16 protein-coding genes and 1 tRNA gene are annotated in these 17,775 nt (G+C 61.0%); 10 read left to right on the forward strand and 7 right to left on the reverse strand.

Features of this window, described 5'->3' with window-relative positions; genetic code table 11:
* Positions 1-34: 34 nt before the first annotated feature.
* From FY036_RS09565 to FY036_RS09580, 4 genes are all read right to left on the reverse strand, one after another.
* Positions 35-502: a DUF3237 domain-containing protein gene (locus FY036_RS09565; RefSeq protein WP_235897611.1), complete on the reverse strand. Its 468-nt coding sequence runs from the start codon at positions 500-502 to the stop codon at positions 35-37.
* Entirely contained in the window at positions 499-1,794 is a 1,296-nt protein-coding gene (locus FY036_RS09570) for a TRAP transporter large permease (RefSeq protein WP_148914506.1), read from the reverse strand. The genes FY036_RS09565 and FY036_RS09570 overlap by 4 nt, the downstream gene beginning before the upstream one ends.
* The gene (locus tag FY036_RS09575; protein WP_148914507.1) at positions 1,781-2,326 is read right to left on the reverse strand and encodes a TRAP transporter small permease; all 546 of its coding nucleotides are present in this window, start codon (positions 2,324-2,326) and stop codon (positions 1,781-1,783) included. The genes FY036_RS09570 and FY036_RS09575 overlap by 14 nt, the downstream gene beginning before the upstream one ends.
* A 66-nt stretch (positions 2,327-2,392) precedes the next feature.
* The gene (locus FY036_RS09580; protein WP_148914508.1) at positions 2,393-3,412 is read right to left on the reverse strand and encodes a TRAP transporter substrate-binding protein; all 1,020 of its coding nucleotides are present in this window, start codon (positions 3,410-3,412) and stop codon (positions 2,393-2,395) included.
* 323 nt (positions 3,413-3,735) lie between these two features.
* On the opposite strand from FY036_RS09580, the gene FY036_RS09585 reads away from it, so the two are divergent.
* The 5 genes from FY036_RS09585 to FY036_RS09605 all read left to right on the forward strand — a co-directional run bounded on the left by FY036_RS09585 (position 3,736) and on the right by FY036_RS09605 (position 9,524).
* The gene (locus FY036_RS09585) at positions 3,736-4,662 is read left to right on the forward strand and encodes an ArsR/SmtB family transcription factor (RefSeq protein WP_148914509.1); all 927 of its coding nucleotides are present in this window, start codon (positions 3,736-3,738) and stop codon (positions 4,660-4,662) included.
* Positions 4,663-4,847: 185 nt separating this feature from the next.
* Positions 4,848-6,353 (forward strand): arabinosylfuranosidase ArfA, encoded by a 1,506-nt coding sequence (gene arfA / locus FY036_RS09590; RefSeq protein ID WP_148914510.1) that lies wholly within the window; start codon positions 4,848-4,850, stop codon positions 6,351-6,353.
* Positions 6,354-6,467: 114 nt separating this feature from the next.
* A complete protein-coding gene (locus FY036_RS09595) occupies positions 6,468-7,742 on the forward strand; it encodes an extracellular solute-binding protein (protein ID WP_148914511.1) in 1,275 nt (424 codons plus the stop codon).
* A 58-nt stretch (positions 7,743-7,800) separates the two neighbouring features.
* Positions 7,801-8,685 (forward strand): carbohydrate ABC transporter permease, encoded by an 885-nt coding sequence (locus FY036_RS09600; protein WP_148914512.1) that lies wholly within the window; start codon positions 7,801-7,803, stop codon positions 8,683-8,685.
* The gene (locus FY036_RS09605; RefSeq protein ID WP_148914513.1) at positions 8,682-9,524 is read left to right on the forward strand and encodes a carbohydrate ABC transporter permease; all 843 of its coding nucleotides are present in this window, start codon (positions 8,682-8,684) and stop codon (positions 9,522-9,524) included. The genes FY036_RS09600 and FY036_RS09605 overlap by 4 nt, the downstream gene beginning before the upstream one ends.
* A gap of 130 nt (positions 9,525-9,654) precedes the next feature.
* Here the strand turns inward: FY036_RS09605 and FY036_RS09610 are convergent, their stop codons facing one another.
* Positions 9,655-10,728: an ABC transporter ATP-binding protein gene (locus FY036_RS09610; protein ID WP_148914514.1), complete on the reverse strand. Its 1,074-nt coding sequence runs from the start codon at positions 10,726-10,728 to the stop codon at positions 9,655-9,657.
* Between the two features lie 60 nt (positions 10,729-10,788).
* A complete protein-coding gene (locus tag FY036_RS09615) occupies positions 10,789-11,592 on the reverse strand; it encodes a FadR/GntR family transcriptional regulator (RefSeq protein ID WP_148914515.1) in 804 nt (267 codons plus the stop codon).
* Positions 11,593-11,728: 136 nt separating this feature from the next.
* Here FY036_RS09615 and FY036_RS09620 point away from each other — a divergent pair, with 136 nt between their 5' ends.
* Genes FY036_RS09620 through dgoD form a run of 4 tightly spaced genes read left to right on the forward strand, consistent with a single transcriptional unit; the run spans position 11,729 to position 15,765 of the window.
* Positions 11,729-12,748, forward strand: a complete 1,020-nt coding sequence (locus tag FY036_RS09620) for a DctP family TRAP transporter solute-binding subunit (protein WP_148914516.1) — start codon at positions 11,729-11,731, stop codon at positions 12,746-12,748.
* Between the two features lie 52 nt (positions 12,749-12,800).
* Positions 12,801-13,310 (forward strand): TRAP transporter small permease, encoded by a 510-nt coding sequence (locus FY036_RS09625; protein WP_201744735.1) that lies wholly within the window; start codon positions 12,801-12,803, stop codon positions 13,308-13,310.
* Complete coding sequence (locus tag FY036_RS09630) at positions 13,307-14,581, forward strand: TRAP transporter large permease (RefSeq protein WP_148914517.1); 1,275 nt, start codon at positions 13,307-13,309, stop codon at positions 14,579-14,581. Before FY036_RS09625 ends, FY036_RS09630 begins: the two co-directional genes overlap by 4 nt.
* A gap of 11 nt (positions 14,582-14,592) precedes the next feature.
* A complete protein-coding gene (dgoD, locus tag FY036_RS09635; protein WP_148914518.1) occupies positions 14,593-15,765 on the forward strand; it encodes a galactonate dehydratase in 1,173 nt (390 codons plus the stop codon).
* 138 nt (positions 15,766-15,903) lie between these two features.
* On the opposite strand, the gene FY036_RS09640 is transcribed toward dgoD, so the two are convergent.
* A tRNA-Ser gene (locus tag FY036_RS09640) sits at positions 15,904-15,994 on the reverse strand.
* 521 nt (positions 15,995-16,515) lie between these two features.
* On the opposite strand from FY036_RS09640, the gene FY036_RS09645 reads away from it, so the two are divergent.
* A complete protein-coding gene (locus FY036_RS09645) occupies positions 16,516-17,613 on the forward strand; it encodes a porin (protein WP_148914519.1) in 1,098 nt (365 codons plus the stop codon).
* Positions 17,614-17,775 lie beyond the last annotated feature (162 nt).

Raw genomic sequence — 17,775 nt, forward strand, 5'->3', positions numbered from 1 at the left:
ACTGCTGATGCTGTGCTGCGCCAGATGACGGCAGCTACAGGACTTCGAAGAACGTGACTCTCACGGCATTCGCCAGCCTTGCGCCGGTGCCGATGCAGATGGTTCGGTTCAACCATTCGTAACGGGGGTCGCCCGTTTCGAACCGCGGATGAGTGCGCATGTAGTATTGCGAAGGATCGACCGTTTCACCCCTGGCAAGCGCCGCCAAGACGGGCTCCGGACCGTGGCGAAAGCCGAAATTGCGAATATCGATCAATACGCCGTCGTGGGTGCGCATGGCGTAGCGCGTGTCCAGCTCCGCAGTGCCGTCCGCGAAAATCGTCTGCCAGTCGGCCCCTAGATTGAGAATTTCCCCCGACAGCCGCTCGCCCGTCACTCGGCCGCCAACGATCGGGATGATGCGTCGCCTGCCGCGGTGACCATCGCCGATTTCAACGGGCGTGCCGAGTTCGACGTTGAGATCGGCAAGGTGGCGCAAAGCGGGAGTGTTCATCGTGGTCATTTCATTGTCATCGGCAGGAACAGCACGATCGCCGGAAACACGACGAGGATGATCAGCCTGACTATGTCGGTAAGTACGAAAGGCAGGACCCCTCGAAAGATGGTGACGAGGCTGACATCGCGGGCGATGGAATTGATGACGAAGACGTTCATGCCCACGGGCGGCGTGATCAAGCCGAGTTCCACCGTCATCACGACGATGATGCCGAACCAGATCGGGTCAAAGCCGAGAAGCATGACGACCGGATACACGATAGGCACCAGGAGGATGATCATCGCCATCGCGTCCAGGATGCAGCCCAGAACCAGAAACAGCCCCAGGATGACGGCCAGCGTACCATAGGCGCCAAGGTCGAGACCGACTAGTAAGGCGGTGATCTTTTGAGGTGACTGCGTGATGGCCAGGAAGTAGCCGAAGAGGATGGCGCCGATCAGAACCGTATAGATCGCGACAGAGGTGCGCAGGGCTTCGATAAGGCTGTCGAGGATCTTGGCTGTATCGAGTCGACCGCGAACGATGCCGATCAGCGCGGTCAGCACCGACCCCGCGGCCGCGGCTTCGGTGGCGGTGACCAGACCGAGATACATGCTGCCGATGATCGCCACAAACAGCAGGACGATGGCCCAGATGCCGCGCAGCGAGGCGAGCGCCTCTGAGAACACGAAACGGGACCCCTCAGGCAGGGACTTCGCGTACGCGACACGCACCGCCACCATATACATCACAATCGCGAGCAGCCCCGGAACGATGCCGGCTATGAACAGGCGTCCGACGTCCTGCTCGGTCATGTAGGCATAGATGGCGAGCACGACCGATGGCGGGATGAGGATGCCGAGCGTGCCCCCCGCGGCAATTGTGCCGGTGGCGATACGGTCGGAATAGCCGATGCGGCGCATCTCCGGCAGCGCGATCTTGGTCATGGTTGCGGCCGTCGCGACCGATGAGCCGCAGATCGCGGCGAAGCCACCACAGGCTGCGATGGTCGACAGGGCCATGCCGCCACGGAACGGCCCAAGCCACGCCTGGCCAGTGCGAAACATCTCACGTGAGATACCGGAGTTTGTTGCCAGTACCCCCATCAATATGAAGAACGGGATGAGCGTGAGATTGAAGTCGGTCACGGTTCGCAGGGGCGACTGTGCCAGCAGGTTTAGCGCCGGCCGCCATCCGGCGATCGCGGCGAAGCCGCCGACGCCGACAATGCCCATAGCGATGCCGATCGGTACGCGGAGGGCCATCATCGCGAACAGCGCGATGAAGCCTGATATGGCGACGAGATCACCGCTGCTCATTGCCGGGACCCCTGTCGTCAGGCTCGATGTCGATCGTCTCGTGCGGGTCCAGCCCACCTTTACGTTTCGCGATCAGCAGAATGCGGGCCGCCACCGTTACAATGCTGACGCCGACGCCGGCCGCGATGAGAGCCATCAGCGGCCACGCCGGAAGGCGCAGGTCGAAGGTGGCTTCGCCGCTGGCATACGCGCTCGCGACACGCTCGGACATCTTCCAGAACAGTACCGTGGTAAAGGCGCCCAGAACCAGCCAGGCGAAGAGGTCGCAAAGCCGGCGAATGCGTGCGGGCATCATCTCGGCGAAGAGATCTACCTTGATGTGCGAGCCGCGGTAGCCGACGCTGGCCAGGCCCCACATGATCGCGGCGCCGATCAGAAGTCGTGACAGATCGAAGGCATCCGGCACCGGCATCGCGAAAAGATAGCGACCGATGGCCGACACAACGATCAGCACCGTCACGATGCCGAGCAGGACGCCGGCGATCTTTTCGATGCCCAGCGTGAAGCTTTCAAGAAAGCGGAAGAATGTCATTTGTCCAACGCAGGTTCGTCAGACGAGAACGGCGCGGGACATGTTCCGCGCCGTCTTCGTTTTCCCTCACTCGTATAGCGCGTCGTTCCTCTTCAGCGCCTCGACGTATGACGAATAGATCGCGTCCGGGTCGCCCCCCTTTGCGGTCACATCCGCCCGCCAGGCATCCATGAGCGGTTCGGCCGCGTCGCGCCACAACTGTACCTCTTCCGCGGTCGGCTCGTACAATGTGTGGTCGGGTGAATCGATCATCTTCTGACGGCCGGAATACTCGTTGTCGGCCCAGCCGATCGAGAACTTCTCCGACCACTCAGGCGTGCAATGATCGTCGATGACCTTCCGGTTCTCCTCGCTCATCCCATCGTAGGTCGCCTTGTTGAAAAGCAGCATCTGCGAGGAGATGTAGAAAGGCATGTCGAGGTGGTGCTTCGTAGCCGCATCGATGCCGAAGATGTATATCGAGTTCCAGGGGAAGGTCATGGCGTCAGCCGTGCCCTTTGTGATTGCCTCGCGCGCCTCCGGTGCCGGCACCTGAACGCTCGCCCCACCAAGCTGGCTGACGAAACGCGCCATGGTGGCGTGAGCCGGACGGATGTTCTTGCCGGCGATGTCGGCTGGAACCTTGATTGGATCCTTTGAATGGATGGTGCCCGGATCGTGCGGGTTGATAAGGCAGAATTTGACATCCGCCATCTCCGTCTCGGCCAGCGGCGCGTACCACTCGTGGAGCGCCTTGGCACCTGACTTGGCGTTGGCCACGTGGAACGGGATTTCGGCCAGACCGTATACGGGGAAGCGCCCGGCCTGATAGCCGGGGTTGGTGTAGGTAATGTCGGCAATGCCGTCGCGGGCCATGTCGTAGTGATCCGGCGCCGCACCCAGCTGGCTTGCCGGGTAGATCGTCATGTTGATGCGGCCATCCGAGGCCTGCCTGATCGACTCGATCCATGGCTCCATGCCCAATGGCTGCACAGGATGGGTCGGTGGCAACCAGTGGGCCAGTCGCAGTTCGACCTCCGCTGCAGTGACGGGCCCTGCAGTGGCGGCAAGAAGGGCGGCAGCGGCCGCCGCGATTATGAGCTTCATGTTTTCCTCCCATTGGCCCGTCGCTGAAGCATTCGTCTATCTGAACGGGCACGGCTCGATTATTATAAGGTAGAACAATTCAAGCAAGCGGAAACAATCGCGACCTGTCGATGCTCAGTTGACGGGGCTGCAGGCATATGATGCCTGCTATCGGCTCATGACCAGGCGGAATCGCGTCACTGCCCGCTGTGCTGGCTACCTCGACTGCTGTGCACGCTTGCCCGCAAGACAATGCCGGAACGCACGTCCGAGCCGCAGCAACGGCTTTCTCCATATCTGATTTCCTGATATTAATCTCGTTTGGTGATGTACTTCGGGGTCTCATGTCGAACCAATTCGTCGTAATCGATCCGCTGGAGCGGATTGATCTGTTGAAGAGTCTTGCCAGCGAAGTTCGCGTGAGGATTCTCGAGCTTCTGCATCGGGAAGGCCCACGCAATGTGAATGAAGTGGCAGAGAAACTGGGGCTTCCGCAGTCGACGATATCTGCCAACATACAGGTGCTGGTTGACGTCGGGCTGATTACGACCAAGTCGCAAAAGGCGCGCAAGGGCAGCCAGAAGATCTGCTACACCACATTTTCCGAACTCCTGATCGCTTTCAACGATCGCGACAGGGCGCAGCATAAGGGCGCGATCGAGGTGGCGATGCCGCTTGGCCTCTACACGCGCTGCGAGGTCACTGCACCGTGCGGTCTCTGCTCCAAGGACGGTGTCATCGGCCTGCTGGACGTGCCGGACACGTTTCTTGAACCCGACCGGATGCGCGCGGGCCTTTTGTGGTTCACGCGCGGTTTCGTCGAATATCAGTTTCCCAACAACGCAACGCTCGCCAAGGCAAAGGTAGAAGCCCTGGAACTCCAGCTCGAGCTGTCCTCGGAGGTGCCGGGCACCTCGAAGAACTGGCCCTCCGACATCACGGTGGCAATCAACGGGCAGGACATCGACACCTGGACGGCTCCTGCCGACTATGGCGACAAGCGCGGCAAGTTCACCCCGGACTGGTGGAAACTGGCAGGCTCCCAGTATGGCGATCTGACGACGTGGCGCGTGACGCCGGAAGGTACGTTCAGGGGCGGACGGAAGGTCTCGAACTGCGCGCTCTCCAATCTGGGTCTCGACGAGCACCGTTCGATCAGGGTTCGCATCGGGGTCAAGGCAGACGCTCGACACCCCGGCGGAGTCAACATATTCGGCAGCGGCTTCGGCAATCACAGCAAAGATATCGTCATGCGGCTGCTGACGGAATGAAGCGGCCGGTGCAAGCCCAGTCTCCCCGGCGCCGAATGTAAGAGCGGCATCCCAAGGCCAAAGGCCTCCTGGCGACTGTGCGTTGAGGGGAGAACTCTTGACGCGCGGCGTCTAGCAGCGCCTAATGATCCCGAAATGTAGATACAGACCGGAAAGATGGATTGTATCCTGATCGGGGAGGGATCATGAAGGCCAGAGTAACCGCCAGCGCCTCATACACAATCGGCGACATCGACAAGCGGCTTTATGGCTCCTTCCTCGAGCATCTGGGTCGAGCGGTCTACACCGGCATCTATGAGCCGGGACATCCGGCGGCCGATGCGCAGGGGATGCGTACCGACGTGATCGAGCTGGTAAAGGCGCTCGACACCCCGATCTGCCGATACCCCGGCGGCAACTTCGTCTCCGCCTACAATTGGGAGGACGGCATCGGGCCAAAGGAAGATCGGCCGAAGCGCCTCGACCTCGCATGGCGCACGACCGAGTCGAACCAGGTAGGCATTCACGAGTTCGCGGACTGGGCGGATAAGGCCGGCACCGACATGATGCTGGCGGTCAATCTTGGCTCGCGCGGCCTGGATGAGGCTCGTGCTTTCGTCGAGTATGTAAACCATCCGGGAGGAACATACTGGTCGGATCTTCGAGCCAGGAATGGCCGGAAGGAACCGTGGAACTGCCGCCTGTGGTGCCTCGGCAACGAAATGGACGGGCCATGGCAGGTCGGTCACAAGAGCGCTGCCGAATATGGCCATCTGGCCAATGAAACAGCCAAGGCGTTGCGCGGCCTCGATCCGACGCTGGAACTTGTCGTGTGTGGCTCGTCACATTCGAACATGCCGTCCTATCCCCAATGGGAGGCAACCGTTCTGGAGGCGACCTACGACCAGATCGACTACATCTCCCTGCACATGTATTTCGAGAACTACGAGAAGCGGACGGACGAGTATCTTGCCCTGCCGCTGAAGCTGGACCGATACATCAGCACCGTTTCCGGCGTGATCGACTACGTGAAGGCGAAAAGCCGCTCGAAGCGCGACGTCAGGATTTCATTCGACGAATGGAACGTCTGGTATCACGAGCGCAAGCAGGACGCCCAACGCATGCGCGATTGGGACTGGCCCGAAGCCCCGCGTCTTCTGGAGGACATCTACAATTTCGAGGATGTTCTTCAGGTGGGTTGCATCCTCAACACCTTCATTCGCCGCTGCGACGTCGTACGCATCGCCTGCATCGCACAACTGGTCAACGTCATTGCGCCGATCATGACCGAACCGGGTGGCCCAGCCTGGCGACAGACCATCTACTGGCCGTTCATGCTGGCATCCAGATACGGACGCGGGACGGCCCTGCAACTCGCGGTCGAAGTGCCCTTCTACAGCGCCGCCGTTGCCGACCACGTACCTTACCTCGATATCGCAGGGGTCCACGACGCGGACAGCGGCACCCTGACGTTCTTTGCGGTGAACAGACACGCCACGGAGATGCTGGAGGCGGAGCTGAGGCTGGACGGGTTCAAGCCCAGATCAGTTGAACACACGATCATCAAGCACGACGACCTTGCAGCCACCAACACCAGAAGTGCCCCCGATAATGTCGCACCCAGAAAAGGCGAGGGGGCTTCACTGTCGGGCGGCGGCTTGTCGCTGGCGCTGCCTCCGCATTCCTACTCGATGGTTCGCGTGCAGCTGTAAAGTCCATATCCGTACTTCAGATACATACCGCTATGTCGGTTGAAGTGTTGGTCGTTTAGTGTAGCATGGTCGTGCGACAGCGGATCGAACCGCGGCAAACGGGAGGAGACAGACATGCACTTTCGCAGGTTGATGGCGACCGCGCTGGTCGCAACCGGTGGCCTTTGGGCCGCCTCAGCCCATTCCGAGGAGACGGTCCTGTGGTGGGATTTCCTCGGCGGCGGCGACGGCGTGCGTATGAAACAGATGATTTCCGACTTCAATGCGGCGCACGCGGGCACGATCAAGATCGATGCCACCACGCTGGAATGGGGAACGCCATTCTACACAAAGGTGCAGACTTCAGCGGCGGTTGGCGAGGCGCCCGACGTCATGACCTATCACGCAAGCCGTATTCCGCTCGCTCTCACCCAGGGCGTCCTGGATGAGATCACTGCCGACGACTGGTCGGCGATGGGGCTTTCGCAGACCGACTTCGCGGAAGCGACCTGGGACGCAGTAACGAGCGACGGCAAGCAGTACGCCGTTCCCCTCGATACGCATCCCATCGTGCTCTACTACAATCGCGACCTGCTGAAGAAGGCCGGCGTGCTCGGTGACGATGGCAAGCCCACGGGCCTGGGCAGCGGCGAAGAGTTCACGGCCATGCTGCAGGCGCTGAAGGACGCGGGCGTTCAGTTTCCTCTCGGCAGCGTCACGGCTAGCGGCGACTTCATGTTCCGCACGATCTATTCGTTCATGTGCCAGCAGGGCGGAGAACTGATGACCGGCGACGAGTTCCTCGCGGGGGATAACGCCGACAAACTCACCAACACGCTCGAACTCCTGCAGCAGTGGACCAATGACGGCCTGCAGTCGAAATACACCGACTACCCGGCAACGGTCGCCCTGTTCACGTCGGGCGAAGCCGCGATGATGATAAACGGCGTTTGGGAAGTCCCAACGATGACGGACCTCGCAGGGCAGGGCAAGCTGTTCGATTGGGGGGCTGTCGAGCTGCCCGTCGTATTCGACAAGCCCTGCACATATGCCGACAGCCATTCCTTCGCCATCCCGAAGAACCGGGGCAAGGAAATGTCGGCGGAAAAACGCGCAGCCGTTCTCGAGGTCATTTCCTGGATGGAAAAGAACTCGCAGTTCTGGGCGACTGCGGGCCATATCCCGGCATATGGGCCGGTGACGGAGTCGGCCGAGTACAAGGCGATGGAGCCGAACGCGACCTATTCGACGCTGACGGCGAACATGATCTTCGATCCGAAGTCGCCGCTCGCCGGCATCGCGGGGCCGATCTTCGACGTGATGTCGACCTATTACGTGCCGACCTTGAATGGAGAAATGGACCCGGCCGAGGCTGTGGAGGGCATAAAGGAAGAACTTAACGCGCTCTGAGCGTACCGAGGTCACCGGGAGCCGTCCTGATGGCGGCTCCCCGTGCGGAAAGATCAGTATGCTCAAGGATCGACGCAGGGATATTCTCGTAGCGCTGATGATGATCGCTCCGTTCTTGGCGATCTACCTCCTCGTCTTCGTGTATCCCACCATTCAGATGTTCCGCGTTTCCTTCACCGATGCGCCTCTTATCGGTGATGGAGAATGGGTGGGTTTGGCGAACTACGCCAGACTCGACAACGACCCGCTGTTCCGCCGCGCCGTCTGGAACACTTTCTATTTCGTCGCCCTTACCGTTGTACCCGGAACGCTGATTGCGCTGGCAATCGCCCTGGGCGTTGCGCGGCTCACCGGGCGCCTCCAGGCGATCGTCCTCGCCTTCTTCTTTCTTCCGTACATACTGCCGGTCTCGGTCGTGTACCTCATCTGGGACTGGACGCTGAATTTCCAGTTCGGCATCGCGATGCACGTTCTCGACTGGCTCGGCATCGACCGCGTACCAGTCACCAAGTCGGCAAGATGGTTCATGCCGGCCATCGCCTGGGTGACGATCTGGTGGACCGCCGGGTTCTCGATCCTGCTCTTCCTTGCCGGGCTGAGGACCATTCCGGTGGAAATCTACGAGGCGGCCGCGCTCGATAGCGCGAACCGTTGGACCGTATTCCGTCGCATCACCTGGCCGCTTCTGAGCCCTGTCACCGCATTGGTGCTGACGATCCAGCTTATCCTGCAGCTGAAGATTTTCGATCAGGTCTACCTCTTTTCTCAAGGGGGGCGACCCAACGACAACATGGTGCTGGTCTATTACATCTTCCAGCGCGCGTTTCAGCAGAACCAGGGGGGGCGCGCAGCAGCAGTCGCCGTCACGTTGTTCGTGCTTGTGGTGGTCGTCTCCGTTCTGAAATTCCAGCTTCTGCGCTACGCGGAACGGCGGCGCCAATGACCGCCCTGGCAGCGCAACGATGGAACTTCTGGGGTGGCGTACTCACCGTCGTCACCATTGTTTGTGCGGTGTTGTGGGCGTTCCCGCTGTACTGGGCGGTCGTGTCGTCGATCAAACCCGAGCACGAGGTGGTCCGGCCGTATATCGAACTTTGGCCGGAGACGCTGACGTTCGAGCACTACATCCACGCCATTACAGCCACACAGATCGGTACGTGGTACATCAATTCGATCGCGGTAGGCGTCGGCGTGACGGTCATCTGCGTGTTCACGTCGATGTTGTCGGGCTACGCGATCTCCCAGCTCCGGTTCCCCGGCCGGACCGCCCTGTGGTGGTTGATACTCGCCTCCTTCATGGTCCCCGGCCAGGCGCTCATCATCAACCATTTCGTGCTGGTGGCCGATCTCGGTCTCATCAACACCTGGGCGGGGATCATGCTTCCCCAACTCATCCACCCCGTTCTCATCATCGTCTACAAGCAGTTCTTCGATCAGGTGCCTCGCGACTTCCGCGAAGCGGCCGTCATGGACAACGCCTCCGAATTCACAATCCTGTTCAAGGTGTATCTTCCGATGAACTGGGGCGTCACCACCGCACTGTCGATCGTGTGCTTCATCTGGACGTGGAATGCGTTTCTCTGGCCGTTCCTGTCGGTCACGCGAACGGAGATGATGACCGTCACCGTGGGGATCACGCAGGTCAACGACGCATTCGGCATCTACTATGCGCGTGAGCTGTCCGCCGCGGTGCTTGCCGGCCTTCCGGTGGCGCTCGCCTATCTGTTGTTCCAGCGCAAGGTGACCGAGGCGATCACTCTGTCGGCCGGCATCAAGGGGTAAGCCTCAATATCGCGAAAGGCAGCCGAACTGGCTGCCGCGCATACTCGCCGGAGAGGCGCGAGTGGGCAGTGCGACCGCCCCCGGGCCAGGAAGGCCTAGGGGCGCTTTCGGGCCGAAAAATCGTCACGCGTTAGCGAGAATGCCAGGCCGCGCCATCGGGGCCGAACAGATGGAGGGCGGCCGTGTCGAAGGCAAGCCTTACCTCAGATCCGGGCTCGACGGTCGAAAGCCCGGCATCCTGAGCCGTAACGTTGGTGCCGTCAGCCAGACGGACGTGTACCAACGTCCGCTCCCCAAGTCGTTCGACCACTGTGGCCACGCCCGTCGTATGCCCACCATCCGCGACGATTGACAGCGCTTCGGGCCGCACGCCCAGTTCGAACCCTTCCCCCGAGGGCGGCGTACCTTGAAGTCGGATCAACGCACCGTCGGCGAGCCGCGCCTGGGGCAAGTCGCCCGCGGCCGAGATCGTGACCGGCAGAAAATTCATCGCGGGAGAACCGACGAACCCGGCGACGAATCTCGATGCGGGACGGGAGTAGACCTCCATCGGGCTGCCGATCTGCTCGATCCTGCAATCGTTGAGGATGACGATGCGATCGGCGAGCGTCATCGCTTCCACCTGATCGTGCGTCACATAGATCATCGTCGATTTCAGGCGTTGATGAAGCTCGGCCAATTCCACCCGCGTACGCGCGCGCAGCGCGGCATCAAGGTTGGATAGGGGTTCGTCAAAAAGAAATGCTTTGGGCTCTTTGACTATGGCGCGTCCGATCGCAACGCGCTGCCGCTGCCCGCCCGAGAGCTGTGCAGGTTTGCGCTGAAGCAGCGCTTCCATCTCAAGCATGCGGGCGGCCTCGTCGATCCGCTCGCGGATGACGCTGCTCGGGACACCGACGTTTCGCAAGCCGAAGGCCATGTTTTCAGCAACGGTCATATGCGGGTAAAGCGCATAGTTCTGGAACACCATCGCGACGTTACGCTTTCCCGGGTGCAGGGTCTCGCAGCGAACGCCATCGATCGTCAGCGCACCTTCATCGATGCTCTCCAGTCCGGCGATCATGCGCAGCAAGGTCGTCTTGCCCGAACCGGAGGGCCCCAGAAAGACGACAAGTTCCCCGGAGCCTACGTCGAGGCTGACGTCACGGATGACCTCGACGCTGCCGAAGCGCTTCCAGACACGAGACAGCGAGATATCCGCCATGGAGCATTCCTCCCTTTGCTCCATCATTCCGGATAGATATCCGCTGTCAAGGTTCAATAGCTAAGTCGTTTCACCAGACGGCTTGGTTCGAACCGTTTCAGCCTCGTCGGCACGCCGCTGCCAATAGATCGTGGCCGTGTCGCGGTTCAGCCCCAGCATCTCTTCCATTTCCGCTCGCGCCCGAGCAGCGTCGCGGTCGCGTATCGCTTCGGCGACACGGATATGACCCTCGCGACTTACGGGCTTGTCATCCACGATAAGCACGCCGAACTCGTAGGATATTCGCAGGACACTCAGGATGATGGGGCGCATCTGCCTCATGATGAGATTGCCGGTCGCCTCCAGGATCATGGAATGGAAGCGGCAATCGGCGGCGAACAGCGTTTGGATGTCTCCTTCGTCGGGATGCATCGCATTCGCGGCTTCCAGCAGGATCTCCACCTGTCCCGGGGTCGCCCGTTCCGCTGCCGCCGCCGCCGCTGCCGGCTCGATGATGCAACGGAGTTCCGTCGTCTCCGCGAACATCTGCGCGACGCGCGGATGCTCGGGCGCGTGCCACGAGGTGACGTCCACGTCCAGCAGGCTCCATTCCTCGATCGGCCTGACGCGCGTGCCGTAGCGGCGCGCCGTCTGTACGAGACCCTTGCCTGACAGCACCTTGATCGCATCGCGCACCGTCGCGCGGCTGACACCGAGAGAAGCGGCCAGCTCTTCCTCCGTGGGGATCGTCTGTCCCTGGGGGTACTCGTCATTGACGACCCGTCTGCCCAGTATCTCGACGACCTTCTTGGTGGTTCCGGTAGGCAGCGATGCGCCGAGCTGAAATGGCAGCTCTATCGTTGCGCGGTTTTGGGTATCGGCCATCAGATAAATCCGATTAAGTTCTTTACATATGATCTAAAGACGAACATGATCCATTCCAAGGCGCACGCTGCGGATGGGAGGAGCCATTTGGAGTGTGCGACTCTGCCAGTAGCAATTGGCCTAACGGGAGGAAAGCATGAGAATTCGCACTTTAGTTGCCGCGGCGACGCTCGCCTGCGCAAGCGCTGTCGCCCTTTCCGCGAACGCGATGGAAATCAAGTTCGGCATAGGCGTCGCGGAAGGCGACTACCCGGAATACAACGCCCTTGTCAGATTCAAGGAATACGTCGAGTTCAAGACTAACGGCGAAATCACGGTCAGGCTGTTTCCCGGAAACCAGCTTGGCGGTGAGCGGGAGATGATCGAGCAGGTGCAGCAGGGCAGCCTCGAGCTCACTTTCCCGGCCGATGGCGCAATGGCGGGCTTCTATCCACCGGTTCAGGTGTGGTCGATCCCCTATGTTTTTGAAAGCGCACCGGTTGCATGGGAGGTGATCAACGGGCCGTTCGGAGCGGCGATGCGAAAGGACATGCTGGAGCAGACCGGTATTCGAGCACTGGCATTCTCTCAGAACGGCTTTCGGTCATTCACGAACAATGTCCGGCCGATCATCGAACCGTCCGACATGTCGGGTATGAAGATACGGACGATGGAAAGCCCTGTATTCATGGAGATGGTGAACTCGCTTGGCGCCACCGCCGTGCCCATCAGTGGCGCTGAAGTGGTGATGGCGCTGCGCCAGGGCGTCGTCGATGGTCAGGAAAACCCGCCGGCCGTCGTCTACAGCGGCGGTCACGGCGAGGTGCAGAAGTACTATACGCTCAACGAACACGTATTCGGTCTCCACGTCATCATCGCCAACAACGACTGGTTTGAATCCCTCGAACCCGGTCACCAGCAGATCATTCAGGATGCGGCCCGCGTGATGGCCTGGACCGAGAACCTCGAGAAGACCGAGGGAGACTGGTTGTACAGCCGCAAACTGCAGGAAGAACTCGGCATGGAAATCCATGTCTCGTCACCTGAGGAAAAGGCGGCGTTCCGCGAAATTACCCAGGATCCCGTCGTGACGTTCATTCGTTCGAGGGTCGGTGACGAACTGGTCGACGATCTGTTGGCGGAAGTGGAAAGCGCCAAGGCCCGGCTATACGACTGATCGGGGAAGGCAGGCGGCTGGCCGACCAGCCAGCCGCCGCCGGCGCGAAATCATGGCAAACAATTTCGCAAAGAGAGCGGCGAGAACGCTCGCCCGCACGACAGAGGTCGCGGCCACTATGCTGCTGGTCGTCGTGACCTGCCTGAATCTGACGCAGGTCATAGGGCGTTACGTCTTCAGCACCGGCTTCAACTGGACCGAAGAACTCATGCGCTACCTGATGATCTGGCTCATGATGCTGGGTTCGGTCGCCTGCATCTTTCGTGCCGAGCATATGGCCGTCGAGACGCTGGAAACCCGCGTCGATCCGGCCAAGGCGCGGCTGGTAAAGTCGGCGCTCTATACCGTCGCCGCGATCTTCTGCGTCTTTGTGCTCGTTTATGGCTGGCCTCTGGCGCTGCGCAATGCCGCCCAGGTTGCGCCCGCATCGGGGATACCGATGATCTACCCTTACATGGCATTGCCGGTCGGCGCCGCGCTGATGCTGGTCCAGATCGCGCTTTCGTGGGTCGTCGGCTTCGAGCCTGATCAAACTACAGACGACCGGGAAGGTGCATCATGATTCTGGTCGCCCTGGTCGGCCTGGGCCTTCTGTTCATTGGTGTTCCGGTTGCCTTTGCCCTGGGACTGGCCGGATTGGTCGGCATCTGGATCGCAGGCATTCCCTTCTCCATCGTGACGACACGCCTCTTCACGGGTGTCGACAGCTTCGTCTTCCTGGCGGTGCCCTTCTACATCCTGGCTGCAGAGATCATGAACCAGGGCGGCATCACGACGAGGTTGATCGCTATCGCCTCGGGCGCGACGCGCTGGTTTCGCGGTGGAACCGCCTACGCCAACGTCGGGACCTCGGTCATGTTTGCCGGGATTTCGGGTTCCGCGGTGGCTGATGCCGCCGCGCTCGGGCGTGTCTTCATGGAGGAGATGCCGAAGGAAGGTTACACCAAACCTTATTCCGCCGCGGTAACGGCAGCCTCATCCATCATCGGACCGATCATTCCCCCGTCCGGTCTCGCAATTCTGCTGGCGGCCGTATCCGGCCTGTCGGTCATCGACCTGTTCCTGGCCGGTGTGGTGCCGGGGCTGCTGCTCGGGGTGGCTTGCTGCGCCGTCATCGCGATCGACGCCTTTCGCGGGCACCTGCCGAGGCCCCGAAGGAGCTTTGGCAGCGGCCTGGGATGGCGGATGATGATCGAGGGCGTTGCGGTCGCCACCCTGCCGCTCATAATAATCGGCGGAATGCTTGCGGGGGCATATACCGCCACTGAGGGTGGCGGCATCGCGGTCGCGTATGCGATCTTTCTCGCGGTCGTCGTGTTCCGCAAACTCGATATGCGCGGCCTTTGGCAGGCATTCGTGAATGCCGCTCGCATCTCCGCGACGATCTATCTTCTCGTCGCCGCCGCGACGGTCCTGTCGTACGCGCTCAACTTGCTGGGGATAGCGGGATGGGTTCGAGGAGCTGCGCTCCTGTTCGAGGACCAGCCGGTTCTGTTCCTGTTTGCGATCATGGGGCTGATGCTGGTTCTCGGCACGTTCCTCGACATCGGGGCGGCGATCCTCATCTTCGTGCCGCTCATCATGCCGGCCGCATATGCGCTGGGAATCGACCCCCTTCAAATCAGCATGGTCGTGATGCTCAGCCTGGCGATCGGTCTGCTCACGCCACCTGTGGGCGTGGTCCTTTTCGTCATCATGCGTGTCGGCGACATTCGCATGACGCCGCTCCTGCGCGCGCTCGCCCCGTTCCTTGCGGCCGAGCTCATCGCCGTGGCGATCCTCTGCCTCGTCCCTGAACTCTCCACCTGGCTCCCAGAGCTCCTAAATCCCTGATCGAGGTTACCTTGAAGATCACCGGCATCCAAACGGTCGTCGTGAACGCCCTCTACCGCAACTGGATATTCGTCAAGGTTCTTACCGATCAGCCGGGCCTGTACGGCTGGGGCGAGGCCACGCTGGAATGGAAGACGCGGGCCGTGGTCTCGACGGTGGAGGATCTCGCGCCCATCGTCGTGGGACAAGACCCGATGCGGATCGAGCATGTCATGGCCCGCATGAATCGAATGAGCTTCTGGCCGCTCGGCATCATCGGCATGACCGCGGCTTCGGGGATCGAGCAGGCGCTATGGGACATCAAGGGGAAGGCTCTTGGCGTCCCCGTATGGGAGCTTCTCGGGGGCCAGGTGCGAGACAAGGTGCGCGTGTACACGCACCTCAAGCGCGGCGCCGGCGGGCCTGCGTCCACTGACGACATCGGCGCCTTCTGCGATGCGGCGCAGGAAACCGTCGAGATGGGCTATGACGCGATCAAGTTGGGGTTCGTCCCGTACACCGGATATGACGCCCCGCTTCAATCCGTGCTGCACGTCGAAAAGCTCGCCGAAGCCGTGCGCGAACGTCTGGGCTGGACGGTCGAGATCATGACGGACTTCCACGGCCGACCCCAATCGATCGACGCAGCCAAGGCGTACATAGATGCGATTGCCCCGATCAAGCCGCTCTTTGTCGAAGAGCCGATCCCGCCAGGCGATGTGCGTGCGATGGCCGATCTTGCCCGGCGTGTACAGGTGCCGCTGGCGACCGGTGAACGCCTGCTCACGCCGCGCGAATATGCCGACCTCGCGGAATCCCGGGCCGTGACCTACATCCAGCCCGACCTGGCCCACTGCGGGGGATTTTCGGGTGGACGCAGGATCGCCGCCATAGCGGAAGCCGCGAATATGGGCGTGGCCCCCCACAATCCCATGGGGCCGGTCGCAGGGGCCGTGGCGCTGCAGTTCGACGCTGCGACACCGAACTTCGTCATCCAGGAGGAGATCGTCGGCGTCGTTCCATGGTTCGAGGAAGTGTGTTCGCTTTACCCGCTTCAGTTGACGGACGGCTCCTGGCAGATACCGCGGCATCCCGGACTGGGAATTGAGATCGACGAAGCAGTCGCCGAAAAGCATCCCTTCGAGCAGGAAATAATCCTCTCCCTCCATGCGACACTAGCCGACGGAACAGTCGCAAACTGGTAGGCGCGATGAAGCGAATGCTTAGACGTCTTGATAAGCCCCGCCAGATATCCGGTTGAAGGCGGACGGGCCCGAGGCCTATCCGGAATATCGTTGGCCTGAACGGGCAGGGAGCTGATTCAACCTGGTGGGCTAAAGGGATGGCGGAGAGGATGGGATTCGAACCCACGAGAGCCTTTTGAGCCCTACTCCCTTAGCAGGGGAGCGCCTTCGACCACTCGGCCACCTCTCCGTCGCGTGCTGGATAAAGAAAACCGTTCCTCTAATCAACAAGCGCGTTGGCTCCGCGTGAAAAAAGCGCGCGATGCCGAATGACGCACCCAAGCGTATCGGCCGGGGCTCTGAAGCGGCATCGGCATGCACCTGCGGGCCGGGAAGGCCGTGCCTGAATGGGCGCTGGAATCACTCGTGCAAGCCGCAGGACGGATTCGGGCCACCGATGCCGGTGATTCCGGTGCCGATTCCGACTGTCAGGGGCTCGCTGGGGCCGTCCGGCACGCCTCAACCGTTAAGACATCCTTACCCGATCGTCTAAATCGTGGCATTTGTGCAACATGAATTCTGGATAGCGTGTCGCTAACGTCCGGGAAGCAGGGAACGCAGTTGAACGCGGCGAACCGTTGCGTATTGTCATGCTCGAAGAAGGGGCGTGCATTCGCGTCTTTTTCGAGAATTGGGGATGGGGCAGGGAACGCTGTCCTTCAGCAAAAAAAACCCAGACCCGTTTTTTAACTTTTGACTGGAGGTCAGAAAATGAACATTAAGAGCCTGCTTCTCGGCTCCGCAGTGGCTGCTGTTGCTGCAACCGGTGCTCGCGCCGCTGACGCGATCATCATCGCCGAGCCGGAGCCGATGGAATACGTTCGCATCTGCGACGTCTACGGCGCTGGTTTCTTCTACATCCCGGGCACCGAGACCTGCCTGCGCATCGGCGGCTACCTCCGCTACGAAATGCGCTACACGGACTACGCTGATGGCGGCGAGTACACCTTCGGCAAGTTCTCGCGCTTCCAGCTGAACGTTGATGCGCGCAGCGAGACCGAGTGGGGCACGCTCCGTTCGTACGCAGAAGGCCGCTTCGACTGGAACTCGCAGCCCGTAACTGGTCGCGACAATGTCTACCTGAACCAGGGCTTCATCGAGCTGCAGCAGGCCAACGGCACCGTCCGCCTCGGTAAGAGCGATACTCCGTACGCCCGCTTCCTCGGCTACGGCTCGCCCTTCGGTCCGTTTGACGCCTCGTACGGCTTCTACAACTCGGGCGAACTGTCCTACACCTACAATGGCGGCAACGGCTTCTCGGCTGTCGCAGCTCTCGTGGAAATCGCCGGCAACAACAAGTTCGACGTCGGCGTCGAAGGTGGCGTGAACTTCGCGCAGGGCTGGGGCAATGTCGGCGCCATCGCTGGCTACGACACGCTGGCTGAAGAGTGGGGCGCAAAGCTGGTTGCCAACGGCAACTTCGGCGCGTTCACCGTCGGCGGTCACCTGTTCTATTCGAGCGGCAATGGTGCTGTCTACAATCCGGCTATTGCCACCAGCCACCAGAACATCTACGCGATCAATAGCGGCATCTTCGGCCGTGTCCTGACCTCGTCGGAGTTCTCGGCCCTCGTTTACGCCAAGGCAAAGGTCACCGACACGCTGGCAATCGCCGGTGCGTTCCAGTGGTTCGACGCCGAGCACGGCGCTATCGGCGTGGATCACGCCTGGGAGCTGACCGGTGGTCTCGACTGGACCCCGGTTGCTGGCCTGCGCATCCGTCCGGAAGTGCAGTACGGCAAGATCGACACCGTGCTGGGCACGGACGATGCATGGCGCGCGACTGTCCGTTTCGACCGCAGCTTCTAATAAGCTGACGGCCTGAACGACGAAGAGCCCGGCAGGAAACTGCCGGGCTCTTTGCTTTTTGAGCTGCGATACTCAAGCGACTGATGATGAGGCCGCCTGCGACACACGCGCCTCATCGTGCGGCAATCAGCTCCTCGCTCGCGGTAGCGCTTTTTGGCCATG

The organism is Neoaquamicrobium microcysteis (assembly GCF_008180155.1).
Lineage (GTDB): Bacteria > Pseudomonadota > Alphaproteobacteria > Rhizobiales > Rhizobiaceae > Aerobium > Aerobium microcysteis.

Bases quoted from the DNA above. Each gene is read 5' to 3' on its own strand.
- FY036_RS09605 (WP_148914513.1), top strand. From the start codon at position 8,682: ATGACCGCCCTGGCAGCGCAACGATGGAACTTCTGGGGTGGCGTACTC.
- FY036_RS09615 (WP_148914515.1), bottom strand. From the start codon at position 11,592: ATGGCCGATACCCAAAACCGCGCAACGATAGAGCTGCCATTTCAGCTC.
- FY036_RS09575 (WP_148914507.1), bottom strand. From the start codon at position 2,326: ATGACATTCTTCCGCTTTCTTGAAAGCTTCACGCTGGGCATCGAAAAG.
- FY036_RS09630 (WP_148914517.1), top strand. From the start codon at position 13,307: ATGATTCTGGTCGCCCTGGTCGGCCTGGGCCTTCTGTTCATTGGTGTT.
- FY036_RS09610 (WP_148914514.1), bottom strand. From the start codon at position 10,728: ATGGCGGATATCTCGCTGTCTCGTGTCTGGAAGCGCTTCGGCAGCGTC.
- FY036_RS09645 (WP_148914519.1), top strand. From the start codon at position 16,516: ATGAACATTAAGAGCCTGCTTCTCGGCTCCGCAGTGGCTGCTGTTGCT.
- FY036_RS09625 (WP_201744735.1), top strand. From the start codon at position 12,801: ATGGCAAACAATTTCGCAAAGAGAGCGGCGAGAACGCTCGCCCGCACG.
- FY036_RS09600 (WP_148914512.1), top strand. From the start codon at position 7,801: ATGCTCAAGGATCGACGCAGGGATATTCTCGTAGCGCTGATGATGATC.
- arfA (WP_148914510.1), top strand. From the start codon at position 4,848: ATGAAGGCCAGAGTAACCGCCAGCGCCTCATACACAATCGGCGACATC.
- FY036_RS09565 (WP_235897611.1), bottom strand. From the start codon at position 502: ATGACCACGATGAACACTCCCGCTTTGCGCCACCTTGCCGATCTCAAC.
- FY036_RS09595 (WP_148914511.1), top strand. From the start codon at position 6,468: ATGCACTTTCGCAGGTTGATGGCGACCGCGCTGGTCGCAACCGGTGGC.
- FY036_RS09620 (WP_148914516.1), top strand. From the start codon at position 11,729: ATGAGAATTCGCACTTTAGTTGCCGCGGCGACGCTCGCCTGCGCAAGC.
- FY036_RS09580 (WP_148914508.1), bottom strand. From the start codon at position 3,412: ATGAAGCTCATAATCGCGGCGGCCGCTGCCGCCCTTCTTGCCGCCACT.
- FY036_RS09585 (WP_148914509.1), top strand. From the start codon at position 3,736: ATGTCGAACCAATTCGTCGTAATCGATCCGCTGGAGCGGATTGATCTG.
- FY036_RS09570 (WP_148914506.1), bottom strand. From the start codon at position 1,794: ATGAGCAGCGGTGATCTCGTCGCCATATCAGGCTTCATCGCGCTGTTC.